Origin of the sequence: Stenotrophomonas sp. 22692, from assembly GCF_052045015.1 — a bacterium.
Taxonomy (GTDB): Bacteria; Pseudomonadota; Gammaproteobacteria; order Xanthomonadales; family Xanthomonadaceae; genus Stenotrophomonas; species Stenotrophomonas geniculata.
The window spans coordinates 1-12,216 of sequence record NZ_JBQEMR010000021.1 but is presented as its reverse complement, the minus strand read 5'-3'; the positions used below and the strand labels follow the sequence as shown (position 1 = coordinate 12,216).

The following is a 12,216-nucleotide window of genomic DNA, read 5'->3' as shown; positions in this document are numbered from 1 at the left end:
CCTCAGTGGCCGTGCTCGGCTTCGCCCTTGGCCAGTTCGGCCTTGAGCAGGAAGGCGTTGGCACCGACGATGCGCTCGTTGCCGGTCAGCCCACCGAGGATCTCGATACGGTCGCCGGCGCGACGCCCGGCCAGTACCGGCTGCGCCTTGAAGCCGCCTTCGACGGCGACGAACACCACACTGCTGCCATCGACGTTCTGCACCGCATCGGCGGGCACGCTGAGCGAGCCGTCCTGACCTTCGGTGACCACCACGGCCGATACCGGCGAACCGGCCGGCGGCAGCGAAGCGTCCACCGGCGTGGCGCGGATCACCGCGACGCCGCCCTGCTGGCGCACATCAGCGGCCGAACCGGTAACGGTGGCGGTGAAGCTGCCCCCCGGCACGCTCACTTCCAGCTTCATGCCGGGCGTGACCTGTGCGGCCAGCGCGGGCGGCGCGGTGAACACCAGTTCGTTCATCGCCGGATCGGCGACATCGGCCACCGCGCTGCCGGCAGCGACCACGCCGCCCGGAGTGACCTGCACGTTACCGACGATGCCGGCCACCGGACTGGTGATGCGCACGCGGCCACTGGCATCGGGCGCGCCGTTGGCGGCGGCCTGGGCCTGCGCGGCCGCGGCCTGGGCCTGTGCCGCCAGCGAACGTGCGCGCGAGGTTTCCATTTCCTGGCGCGCGACCACGCCCTGGTCGACCAGCGCCTTGTCGCGGCCATAGGCCAGGCGCGCGGCTTCGGCTTCGGCCGAGGCGGCCAGCGCATTGGCGCGGAACACCGCCGCCTCGCCACTGACCACGATGGCCAGTGCCTGGTTCTGCTTCACTGCGGTGCCCGGTGCGACCAGCACGCGTTCGACGCGGCCGGTCACGGTCGACGCCACCGAGGCACGTGCGCCCACCGACGGCTCGACGCGGCCGGACAGGCGCGTCGAGCCACCGCCACCGCGGCCGATGGCGACCACCTCGATACCGGACGCCTTGATCTGCTCCGGGGTCAGCGGCACCACGCCTTCATCGGCGTCAGCCGGCGCCTTGGCGGCTTCCGCCTTGGCTTCCTTGCTGTCGGTCGTGTGGCCATGGCCATCGTCGGTGCCCGCCTTGGCCGCGGCGGGGTCTTCATTTGCAGGTGTCTGCGCGTTGCCAGCGCAGCCGGCCAGCAGCACGGTCAGCAGCACGCCGCCGATCAGCGGGAAGGTACGGGAGAGAGTCATGGTGCCTCCACAAAAGGTGCGCGCCCTTCAAGGCGGGCAAGATCGATTTCCGCGCCGACGCGCGACAGGCGCGCATCCACGGCGGCGCCGCGGGCGGCGATGAGGGCGCTGCGCGTGCTGCGCAGTTCCAGCTGCGAGATGCGTCCGGCGTCGAAGCCGATGCGTGCAAGGCGGTAGGCCTCTTCGGCGGCGACCACGCTTTCATCGGCGGCACGGGTGCGGCTGCCGGCCGCCTTCAGCCCGGCCACGGCGGACAGGCGTGCGGCCTCGCTGTCGCGGCGCTGCTGGTCCAGGCGTGCCTCGGCCGCGCGCTGGTCGGCATTGGCGGCGCGGATGCCACCGCGGTTACGGTCGAACAGCGGGATGCTGAGGCTGAGCCCGAGGTTGTAGGCACGCTCACCGCCTTCGCGGAAGCGGGTCTGTGCGGCGGTGACGCTGAGGTCGGGCAGGGCGCGCTTGCGCTCCACGTCGACCAGCTTGCCCGCCGCATCGGCTTCGGCTTCGGCAATGCGCACTGCCAGTGCGGTATCGGTGGCACCGCGCGGCAGCGGCGGTGCGCGGTCGAGCAGGCTGTTGTCGATCGACTGCACCGGCGCATCCAGCAGCGCGGTGCCGGCCAGGCGGGCCAGCGCGGCATCGCGGAACGCCTGTGCTTCATCCAGCGACGCCATGGCATTGGCTACTTCGCTCTGCGCTTGCACCGCGCGCAGCTGTGGTTCGCGGCCCTGCTTGACCATGGCGTTGACGGCGTTGGCGTCATCGCGGGTCAGTGACAGTGCTTCCTCGGCCAGGGTGTAGCGGCGCAGTGCACTTTCCGCCTGTGCATAGACCACCGCCAGCTGGCTGGCCACGTCGCTGCGACTCTGCGCGCCACGCAGGTTGGCCGCCTGGGCCTCGGCACGGGCGGCACGAACGCGCGCGCCACGCTGGCCCCAGACCTCCAGCGGCTGGGACAGGGTGAGTACGGTGTCGGCCTTGCCCATGCCGCGGTAGGTGCCGGAGCCCCAGGCGTTTTCGGCCGACCAGGAAAGGGAGGGATTGGGTAGCGCACGGGCCTGGTCGGCGCGCGCATCGGCGGCCTCGGCCAGTGCCGTGCCCACACGAGTGCCGGGCAGCTGGTCCAGGCGTTCAAGCAGGGTGTCGTAGGAGGGGGCGGCTTGCGCCATCACCGATGCCGCCGGGGCCAGGCCCAGCAACACGGCGACGACCAGCCCGGCCGCACGCGGCGACCGAGGTGTCAGGATCGACATAGGGGGATTCCGGTTGTGAGTGAAACGGGAGCCCGCAATCGCGGGACGCGCTCAACTCACGCCCGGGGTGGACGCGTCAATTCATCCTGGGCGACCGTATAGGCCGCCGCATCGCCCGCACTCATCCAGCGCGCCGGCAGTGGCGCCCCGAAGGCGGCGATCGTGTGCGCCGGCAGGCTCAGGTTGGAGTGGTGGCAGTGGTTGTGGCCACAGGCACCGACATGCTTGCCGTCGGTATCGCCATCGGCATCCGGTGCGGATTCCACATGCACCGTGCTGGCGTGCGGTTCCACCGTGCACGCCAGGGCATCGGCCACCGGCACGACCACGAATGCCGCCATCAGCAGCATCAGCAGGGTCGAACGGAGGTGGCGGGTGATCCAGCGCATGAAGGGGAGGCTAGCAAGCGGTTTTCGCCGGATACAATATCAATGGCCGCTTCGGGAATACGTCGGAATCTCCCGTTCAGGTGGGCGGCCTGGGGGCCTTCTGCCCTGATGGGCGCCGACCTTGGTCGGCACGCTTTTCGGCCCGTGGGGGCGGACACCGGCTGCGCGTCTGTAGAGCCGAGCCTACGCTCGGCTGCTTTCGCACGACCAGCCGAGCATGGGCTCGGTCACGGCAGCTTCGCGATCACCTTGATCTCGAACTGGAACCCATACAGCCAGGTCACGCCGATACCGGTCAGGGTCGGGTGCGGCGCCTCGCCCCAGTACTCGGGCACGATCGCCCAGGTCTTCTCGAAGTTGGTTTCCGGATCGACCAGGAACACGGTCACGTCGATCACGTCATCGAAGGTGCAGCCGGCGGCAGCCAACACCGCATTGAGATTCTCGAAGGCGCGGCGCACCTGGGTTTCGAAGTCCGGCTCGGGCGAACCGTCCTCGCGGCTGCCGACCTGGCCGGAAACGAACAGGAAGCCATCGGACCGGATCGCCGGCGAGTAGCGGTTGCGCTCGTACAGGGCCTGGCGCCCGGCGGGGAAAACGACATCACGCTGTGACATGGGGAAGATCCCGTGGGAGAGAACGCCATCCTCCTCGCGAGCGCTGTCTGGAAAAACCGCGATGATCGGCTTAGATTGATTGCCAATCCCAAACAATAACCGCCGGAAATGGACCGTTTCGAGGCGATGCGGGCCTTTGCCCGGGTAGTGGAAACCGGCAGCTTCACCCGCGCCGCGCACACCCTGCAGATCAGCCGCACCACGGTTACCCAGCTGGTGCAGCAGCTGGAGGCGCACCTAAGGCTGCGCCTGCTCAACCGCACCACCCGGCGGGTCAGCGTCACCGCCGACGGCGCGGCCTATTACCCGCGCATCGCCCGCCTGCTGGCCGAACTGGACGAGGTCGAAGGCGGGCTGGGCGACGCGGCCGCCCAGCCGCGTGGCCGCCTGCGCGTGGATGTGCCAGGGCCCTACGCGCGGCTGCGGCTGGTACCGGTGCTGCCGGATTTCCAGGCGCGCTACCCGGAGATCCAGCTCGACCTCGGCGTGAGTGATCGCGAGGTCGATGTCATCGCCGACAACGTCGACTGCGTGATCCGTGGTGGCACGCCGGCCGACCCGGCGCTGGTGGCGCGGCCGTTGGCTGCACTGCCGATCGGCTTCCACGCCAGTCCAGGCTATGTGCAGCGCTTCGGCCTGCCGACCGACCCGCGCGCGCTGGAAGGGCCTGATCATCACATGGTCGGCTTCCTCAGCCCGCGTAGTGGCCGGGCGAGAGTGTTCAGCGCGCAGCGCGGCGAGGAGCGCGTAGAAGTGCAGGGCCGCTATACGGTTGGCTTCGATGACGGCAATGCCTATCTGGCCGCTGCGTTGGCGGGGCTTGGCGTGGTCGCGTTGCCCAGCTACATGGCCGCGCCGCACGTGGCGCGTGGCGAGCTGCTGCCGCTGCTGCAGGACTGGCAGCTGCCACCGATGCCGATGCACGTGATGTTCCCGCCGAACCGGCACATGAGCCAGCGGCTGCGGGTGTTCATCGATTGGGTGGTGGAAGCGTTGGGGTGACACACACCGGGCGTGCGAAAATCACCACAGCACGCAACAGGAAACAGCCTCACGCATGAGTCGCATCGTCGCACTGGATACCGAAACCACCGGCATCTCCCACCGCCTGGGGCACCGGGTGATCGAAATCGGTGCCGTCGAACTGATCGATGGCCAGCTCACCGGCCGCCAGTTCCACACCTACCTGCAGCCGCAGCGCAGGGTCGATTGGGGCGCACAGCGCGTGCATGGCATCAGCGATGCGATGCTGGTGGGCAAGCCACTGTTTTCCAGCAAGGCCGCCGAACTGCTGGACTTCCTGCGCGGCAGCGAGATGGTCGCGCACAACGCCACCTTCGACGTGGGCTTCCTGGACAACGAGCTGCGCCTGGCTGGCATCCCCGGCATGCTGGCCCAGCATTGCCGCATCACCTGCAGCCTGAAGCTGGCGCGGGGGCGTTGGCCCGGTCAGGGCAACAAGCTGGACGACGTGCTGCAGCGCCTGCGCATTCCAGGGACGCGTGGCCTGCATGGCGCACTGAAGGACGCCCATCTGCTGGCCCAGGTGATTCCGCACCTGCGTTAAGCCGGCCCGGCTCTACAGGGGGCCGTCGCGTTCAGCCCCGGCCTGTGGGTAACTTGCGCAAGTGCTTGAACCCGTGCATAATGCGCGGCTCGCTGTGTCCGGTTTTCTACCGGGCGGCGCCTCCGGGAGCACGTCCCCGGCCGCCCAACGCCAGCGTAACCCTTTGATTCTCTTGACGTGTGGTGGGCAACCATCGAGGCCGCCGTCTCCCGGGCTACGGGCTGACAACTACTACTATCGAGGTGCGCAATGTCCCGCGTATGCCAGGTTTCCGGCAAGCGAGTGCAGACGGGTAACAACGTCTCGCACGCCAACAACAAGACCCGTCGTCGTTTCCTGCCGAATCTGCACGAGCGCCGTTTCTGGGTGGCCAGCGAGAACCGCTGGGTCAAGCTTCGTGTTTCCGCGCATGCACTGCGCACCATCGACAAGAACGGCATTGATTCCGTTCTGGCTGAGCTGCGTGCGCGCGGCGAAAAGGTCTGAGGAGTAAAGCATCATGGCAGGCAAGCGCGATAAGGTCCGTATGATTTCCTCGGCCGGTACCGGCCACTTCTACACGACCGACAAGAACAAGAAGAACACCCCGGGGAAGATGGAATTCCTGAAGTACGATCCGGTCGTGCGCAAGCACGTCCTGTACAAGGAAGGCAAGATCAAGTAATCCGCAAGGATTGCTGATCCCCGCGAAGAAACCCGCCCTTGTGGCGGGTTTTTTCATGCCCGGTATCCACGCCCGGTGTTCCCATGGTGGGTGCCGACCGTTGGTCGGCACGCTGTTCCCATACCCGGCGGCCGCCAACCTTGGCCGGCGCACTGTCCCCGCGCCTGGTAGGTGTCGACCTTGGTCAACACGCTGGTTCAAAGCAGTCGAGCGCGGCTCGACTCTACACACCCTGCTGGGCAGAATGGCCCATCACCTCCCGACGGGCGACGCGATGCTGTTCGAGTGGCTGCTGGGTTCGTATCTGCTGCTGATCGACTGGCTGATCCGGCTGGTCGCGCTGTGCTGGATTCCCACCCGCACCACGCCGGGTGCGGCGCGCAGCTGGCTGCTGCTGGTCGGCTTCGTGCCGCTGCTGGGCCTGCCGCTGTATCTGCTGTTTGGCCACCCGTGGCTGTCACGCGAACGCATCCGCCGCCAGGCCGAGGCCTCGCAGGTCATCCGCGAGGAACAGGCGCTGCAGCACCGCCTGCGCTGGACCCCGCAGCCGGATACCGCAAGCGCCGAGATCGTGCCGCTGGTGCAGCGCCAGGGCGATTTCATGCCGGTGCACGGCAACGCCGTCGATCTGCTGACCGACTACGACGAATCGCTGCACACGCTGATCGCCGACATCGATCAGGCCGAAGACCGGGTGCACCTGCTGTACTACCTGATGTTCGACGACGCGGTGGGCGAGGCTATCGTCGAGGCACTGCAGCGTGCGGCTGCACGGGGCGTGCAGTGCCGTGTGCTCCTCGACGCGGTGGGTGCCAAGCGCGGCCTGCGCGCCTACCGCAAGCGTCTGGAAGCACGCGATATCGAAGTGCGTGCGATGCTGCCCGGTGGCCTGCGCTGGCGCCGCAGCGGCCGCATGGACCTGCGCAACCACCGCAAGATCGCGGTGATCGACAACGAAGTGGCCTATGTCGGTTCGCAGAACCTGGCCGGCCCGCAGTTCGTGCCTGGCCACCCGAACCGCGAGCTGGTGGCGCGCGTGCGCGGCCCGGCGGTCGCGCATCTGGAAGCGGTATTCGCCAGCGACTGGTACATGGAAACCGGCCAGCGCCTGGATGTGATCACCGATGTTCCCGAATGCGGCGACGACATCGCCACCCAGCTGCTGCCCAGCGGCCCGGCCTACCCGTACAGCAACGCGCGCGATGCGGTTGCGGCGCTGATCCATCTGGCGCGGCGCCGGCTGGTGATGGTGACCCCGTATTTCGTGCCCGACGAGGCCACGTTGAGCGCGCTGCGTATCGCCGCATTGTCCGGCGTGCAGGTGCAGCTGATCCTGTCGGCCAGCAACAACCAGCGGCTGACCTCGTGGGCGCAGGAGGCCTACTACGACGAGCTGCTGCGTTGTGGCGTGCGCATCGCCCTGTACGAACCGCAGTTCCTGCACGCCAAGCACATGAGCGTGGACGAGGACATCGCCGTGCTCGGCTCGATCAACATGGATATCCGTTCGTTCGCGCTGAATGCCGAGATCGGCCTGATCTGCTACGACCATGCGCTGGTGAAGCAGCTGTGCGGGATCGAGGATGGCTACCTGCGTGAATCGCGGCAGCTGGATCTGCAGCAATGGCGGAAGCGTCCTGCCTGGCGGCGCAGCCGCGAGGGCATCGCACGCTTGGCCGATGCGTTGATGTGAGGCGGCGGTAACCGCCCGCTTCGGCAATCCGGCCTGTCATCGCCGATGGCCTACAATCGGTGCATGACTGATTCACCGCGTAATGGCGAACTGGACCTGGCGATCATCGGTGGTGGTGCGGCGGGGGTGCTGGTGGCGATCCAGGTACTGCGCCAGGCCCACGCGCCGCTGGCGCTGGCCATCTTCGAACCCGCCTCGCAGCTGGCCCAGGGCATCGCCTATGCCACGCCGTGGCCGGAGCATCTGCTGAACGTGCCGGCGGCCAAGATGAGCGCGTTTGCCGACCATCCCGGCGATTTCCTCGATTACCTGATGGCCGCCAACGCCTACCCGGGCGAGGCGCGCGAGGTGCTGGGCGAGCGCTACGTGTGCCGCCACTTCTTTGCCGCCTACCTGCAGCAGCGCCTGCAGGACACCGTGGCCGCCAGCCCGGCGCAGCTGCAGGTGATCGCGCAACCGGTGCTGGGCCTGCAGCCGGATGACCATGGCTACCAGCTGGCACTCGGCGATGGCGGCACGCTGCACGCCGCGCAGGCGGTGCTCGCCACCGGCAACAGCATGCGGCCGCTGCCGGTGGCCGGTGCCGAGGCACTGCCCGCCGACGACGTGATCGAGGCCTGGGACTACGACGGTGTGCGTACCTTGGCCGGCGAACAGGCCGTGGCCATTGTCGGCTCCGGCTTGAGCATGGCCGACACCGTGCTGGCGCTGGTCGCCGCCGGTCACACCGGGCCGCTGCATGTGATCTCGCGTCATGGCCTGCTGCCGCTGCCACACGCGCACGGCGGCCTGCCCAGCTTCGATCCGGCGATGCTGCTGCCGATGAACCTGCGCCAGCGCCTGCGCGCGCTACGTGGGTTCGCGCGTCAGGCGCAGGCCGACGGCTTGCCATGGCAGAGCGTGATGGACCGTATCCGTCCGCACGGGCAGGCGCTGTGGTGCAGCCTCGATGAGGCCGACCAGCGTCGTTTCCTGCGCCATGTGGTGCGCTACTGGGACGTGCATCGCCACCGCATCGCCGAAGAGGTGGACGCGCAGCTGCAGGCCCTGCAGGACAGCGGCCAACTGCGTATCCACCGGTCCCGCCTGCAGCGCGTCTGGCGCGACGGCGATGCGCTGCAGTTGTCGGGCCGCGATGCCTCCGGCAATGAACAGCAGTGGACGATCAGCGGTGTGATCAACGCCACCGGCGTCGAAACCCGCGCCAGTGCGCTGCGCAATCCGTTGCTGCAGCAGCTGCAGGCCGATGGGCTGGCACGCCCCGGCCCGCATGGGCTGGGCCTGGACAGCACCGTGCCGGGCGACCGCCTGCGTGCTGCCGGTGGCCAGCCGCAGGCACGGCTGGGTGTGCTCGGCAGCCTGCGCATCGGCAGCCTGTGGGAAAGCCTGGCGGTGCCTGAACTGCGTCAGCAGGCCCAGGCACTGGCCACCCAGGTGGTCGCAGGAGCCGCGACGGCGATGCCGTAAAATGGGGGGCATGGATGTCTCCCACCTGCTTGATGGCCTGAACCCGGCCCAGCGCGAAGCCGTCTCCGCTCCTCCCGGCCACCACCTGGTGCTGGCCGGTGCCGGTTCCGGCAAGACCCGCGTACTCACCCACCGCATCGCCTGGCTGCATGAAGTCAATGGCGTGCCGACCCACGGCATTTTCGCGGTGACTTTCACCAACAAGGCGGCCGGCGAGATGCGCCACCGCATCGACGCCCAGCTGCCCCATGGCAGCCGCGGCATGTGGATCGGCACCTTCCACGGCCTGGCCAACCGCCTGCTGCGCCTGCACTGGCAGGACGCGAAGCTGCCTGAAGGCTTCCAGGTGATGGATTCGGACGACCAGCTGCGGCTGGTCAAGCGCGTGGTGCAGGCGCTGGAACTGGACGACGGCAAGTACCCGGCCAAGCAGATCGCGTGGTGGATCAACGCGCAGAAGGATGAGGGCCGCCGCCCGCAGCACATCCAGCCCGAGCCGCACGACGCGTGGCTGGAAACCATGCGCCAGGCCTACATCGAGTACCAGGCGCGCTGCGACCGCGCCGGCCTGGTCGACTTCGCCGAGCTGCTGCTGCGCGCGCACGAACTGCTGCGCGACAACCCGGCGCTGCTGTCGCATTACCGCGCCCGCTTCCGCGAGATCCTGGTGGACGAGTTCCAGGACACCAACGCCATCCAGTACGCCTTCGTGCGCGTGCTGGCCGGCGATTCCGGCCACGTGTTCGTGGTCGGCGACGATGACCAGGCCATCTATGGCTGGCGCGGTGCCAAGGTCGAGAACGTGCAGGGCTTCCTGCGCGACTTCCCGGGTGCGCAGACCATCCGCCTGGAGCAGAACTACCGCTCCACCGCCAACATCCTCGGTGCCGCCAACGCGGTGATCGCGCACAATCCCGACCGCATCGGCAAGCAGCTGTGGACCGACAGCGGTGACGGCGAGCTGATCGATCTGTACGCGGCGTACAACGAGATGGACGAGGCGCGCTACATCGTTGAGCGTGCCCGCCAATGGGTGCGCGACGGTGGCAGTTACACCGAAGTGGCCGTGCTCTACCGCAGCAACGCGCAGTCGCGCGCCCTGGAAGAAGCGCTGCTGAGTGAACAGGTGCCGTACCGGGTGTATGGCGGCATGCGCTTCTTCGAGCGTGCCGAAATCAAGGATGCGCTGGCTTACCTGCGCCTGCTGTCCAACCGCAACGATGACGCGGCGTTCGAGCGCGCGGTCAACACGCCCACCCGGGGCATCGGCGACCGCACACTGGACGAAGTGCGCCGCGAAGCGCGTGCGCAGGGCATCTCGCTGTGGGAAGCGACCATGCTGGTCACTCAGGGCAGCGCGCTGGCCGCACGTGCGCGCAATGCGCTGGCCGGCTTCCTGGGGCTGGTCAACGAGCTGCAGGCGCAGACCCTGCACATGGCCCTGGCCGAGCGGGTGGACCACGTGCTGGCCCGCTCGCAGCTGCGCGAGCACTGGAGCAAGGAAAGCCGCAATTCGCTGGATTCGGAATCGCGTACCGACAACCTCGACGAACTGGTCTCGGTGGCGTCGCGCTTCGTGCGCCGCGCCGACGACGTCGAGGAAGTGGGCGAGGACATGGACGAGCTGGTCGCGTTCCTGGCCTATGCCGCGCTGGAGGCCGGCGAAGGCCAGGCGCAGGCCGGCGAGGACGGTGTGCAGTTGATGACCCTGCACTCGGCCAAGGGCCTGGAATTCCCGCTGGTGTTCCTGGCGGGCATGGAAGACGGCCTGTTCCCCAGCGCACGTTCGCTGGAAGAAAGCGGGCGGCTGGAGGAAGAGCGCCGCCTGGCCTACGTCGGCATCACCCGCGCGCGCCAGAAGCTGGTGCTGAGCTATGCCGAATCGCGTCGCATCCACGGCCAGGACAACTACAGCCTGCCCTCGCGCTTCCTGCGCGAGATCCCGCGCGAGCTGCTGCACGAAGTGCGCCCGAAGGTGCAGGTCTCGCGGCCGGCCTCGATGGGCGCCAGCCGGGTGATGGGCCATGCCTCGATCGAGGCACCGCCGGTCAAGCTCGGTGCGCTGGTCACCCACCCCAAGTTCGGCGAAGGCATGGTGACTGACTACGAGGGCAGCGGCGCGCACGCCCGCGTCCAGGTCGAGTTTGCCGACGCCGGCAGCAAGTGGCTGGTGATGGCGTATGCGAATCTGACGGTGATCTGATCACCGTCGAGGGGCGGGAACTCCTGTAGAGCCGAGCCATGCTCGGCTGCTTTTGGCGGAGAAAACCAGCCGAGCATGGCTCGGCTCTACCAAGGTGAGTACGCATGACCCGCAACGTGCTCTTCCTCTGCAGCCAGAACCGCCTGCGCAGCCCGACGGCCGAGCAGGTATTCGCCGATTGGCCGGGCATCGAGACCGCCTCGGCCGGGTTGCTGGCCGACGCCGAGGAAGTGCTCAGCCCCGAGCTGCTGCAGTGGGCCGATATCGTGTTCGTGATGGAGCGGGCCCACCGCAACCGGCTGTCCAGCCGCTACAAGGCATGGCTGAACGGCAAGCGGGTGATCTGCCTGGATATTCCCGATGACTACGAGTACATGGCCCCGGTGCTGGTGGAGTTGCTGAAGCGCAAGGTGACGCCGTTCCTGCGCTGACGGGCTGTTGTAGAGCCGAGCCCATGCTCGGCTGCTTCCGGCGCGAAAAGCAGCCGACCATGGGCCTGGCTCTACAATAGGCGGTACTTCTTCCAGGAACGCCCCATGACCGAACCTACGCTGCACGTCACCGTGAAGTTGAACGCCCGGCTGCAGCCGGAGCATCGCCACGAGCTGTTCGAAGATCCGCTCGACGCGCTGCTGCAGGCGGCCCAGGTGGGCGAGCTCACCGGCGGCGGCACCGCGATGTCGGATCTGGGTGAGGTCGAATACGGCGATATCGAAGTGGCACTGGTCGGTGCGGATGGCGTGCCGAAGCTGATCGACCTGCTGGAACAGCTGGGCGCGCCGAAGGGTTCGCAGCTGCAGGGGGCTGGCGAGGCTGATCGCAGCTTCGGCGTGACCGAGGGCCTCGGCATCTACCTGGATGGCTTGAATCTGCCGGACGAAGTCTACGAACAGTGCGATTCCAACCACGTGTTCGAACAGCTGTCGGAGAACATCGACGGCTTGGGCGAGATCTGCAGCTGGTGGCAGGGCCCGACCGAAACCGCGCTGTACATGTATGGCGAATCGTTCGAGGCGATGCGTGATGCGATTGCCGAATTCGTGGCCAGCTATCCGCTGTGCCAGAACGCACGCGTGGTGCAGATCGCCTGAAGGCGGGCCTGATGTAGAGCCGAGCCCATGCTCGGCTGCTTTTCCGGTCAGTTATCGAAGAGCAGCC

13 protein-coding genes are annotated in these 12,216 nt (G+C 67.8%); 9 read left to right on the top strand and 4 right to left on the bottom strand.

Going from position 1 to position 12,216, the window contains the following annotated elements; all coding sequences use genetic code 11:
- Positions 1 to 2: 2 nt before the first annotated feature.
- From ACTJJM_RS14480 to ACTJJM_RS14465, 4 genes are all read right to left on the bottom strand, one after another.
- Positions 3 to 1,208: an efflux RND transporter periplasmic adaptor subunit gene (locus ACTJJM_RS14480; protein ID WP_440865780.1), complete on the bottom strand. Its 1,206-nt coding sequence runs from the start codon at positions 1,206 to 1,208 to the stop codon at positions 3 to 5.
- Positions 1,205 to 2,458, bottom strand: a complete 1,254-nt coding sequence (locus ACTJJM_RS14475; protein WP_010482369.1) for a TolC family protein — start codon at positions 2,456 to 2,458, stop codon at positions 1,205 to 1,207. The genes ACTJJM_RS14480 and ACTJJM_RS14475 overlap by 4 nt, the downstream gene beginning before the upstream one ends.
- A 56-nt stretch (positions 2,459 to 2,514) precedes the next feature.
- On the bottom strand, positions 2,515 to 2,847 hold the full coding sequence (locus ACTJJM_RS14470) for a hypothetical protein (protein ID WP_010482368.1): 333 nt from the start codon (positions 2,845 to 2,847) through the stop codon (positions 2,515 to 2,517).
- A 227-nt stretch (positions 2,848 to 3,074) separates the two neighbouring features.
- Entirely contained in the window at positions 3,075 to 3,464 is a 390-nt protein-coding gene (locus ACTJJM_RS14465) for a RidA family protein (RefSeq protein WP_440865779.1), read from the bottom strand.
- Positions 3,465 to 3,572: 108 nt separating this feature from the next.
- Here ACTJJM_RS14465 and ACTJJM_RS14460 point away from each other — a divergent pair, with 108 nt between their 5' ends.
- From ACTJJM_RS14460 to ACTJJM_RS14420, 9 genes are all read left to right on the top strand, one after another.
- Positions 3,573 to 4,466, top strand: a complete 894-nt coding sequence (locus tag ACTJJM_RS14460; protein ID WP_053443740.1) for a LysR family transcriptional regulator — start codon at positions 3,573 to 3,575, stop codon at positions 4,464 to 4,466.
- 55 nt (positions 4,467 to 4,521) lie between these two features.
- Positions 4,522 to 5,031 (top strand): DNA polymerase III subunit epsilon, encoded by a 510-nt coding sequence (dnaQ, locus tag ACTJJM_RS14455; protein ID WP_053443739.1) that lies wholly within the window; start codon positions 4,522 to 4,524, stop codon positions 5,029 to 5,031.
- Between the two features lie 249 nt (positions 5,032 to 5,280).
- The gene (rpmB, locus tag ACTJJM_RS14450; protein ID WP_005411638.1) at positions 5,281 to 5,517 is read left to right on the top strand and encodes a 50S ribosomal protein L28; all 237 of its coding nucleotides are present in this window, start codon (positions 5,281 to 5,283) and stop codon (positions 5,515 to 5,517) included.
- Positions 5,518 to 5,527: 10 nt separating this feature from the next.
- On the top strand, positions 5,528 to 5,695 hold the full coding sequence (gene rpmG, locus ACTJJM_RS14445) for a 50S ribosomal protein L33 (protein ID WP_169411268.1): 168 nt from the start codon (positions 5,528 to 5,530) through the stop codon (positions 5,693 to 5,695).
- A gap of 274 nt (positions 5,696 to 5,969) precedes the next feature.
- Entirely contained in the window at positions 5,970 to 7,388 is a 1,419-nt protein-coding gene (gene cls, locus ACTJJM_RS14440) for a cardiolipin synthase (RefSeq protein ID WP_010482360.1), read from the top strand.
- A gap of 45 nt (positions 7,389 to 7,433) precedes the next feature.
- Positions 7,434 to 8,855 carry an FAD/NAD(P)-binding protein gene (locus ACTJJM_RS14435; protein ID WP_197602371.1) on the top strand — a complete coding sequence of 474 codons (1,422 nt, stop codon included), beginning with the start codon at positions 7,434 to 7,436 and terminating at the stop codon, positions 8,853 to 8,855.
- A 10-nt stretch (positions 8,856 to 8,865) separates the two neighbouring features.
- Entirely contained in the window at positions 8,866 to 11,058 is a 2,193-nt protein-coding gene (gene uvrD / locus ACTJJM_RS14430) for a DNA helicase II (protein ID WP_440865778.1), read from the top strand.
- Between the two features lie 104 nt (positions 11,059 to 11,162).
- Complete coding sequence (locus ACTJJM_RS14425; protein WP_171954844.1) at positions 11,163 to 11,489, top strand: low molecular weight protein tyrosine phosphatase family protein; 327 nt, start codon at positions 11,163 to 11,165, stop codon at positions 11,487 to 11,489.
- 105 nt (positions 11,490 to 11,594) lie between these two features.
- Positions 11,595 to 12,149, top strand: a complete 555-nt coding sequence (locus ACTJJM_RS14420) for a hypothetical protein (protein ID WP_053443736.1) — start codon at positions 11,595 to 11,597, stop codon at positions 12,147 to 12,149.
- Positions 12,150 to 12,216: the final 67 nt, after the last annotated feature.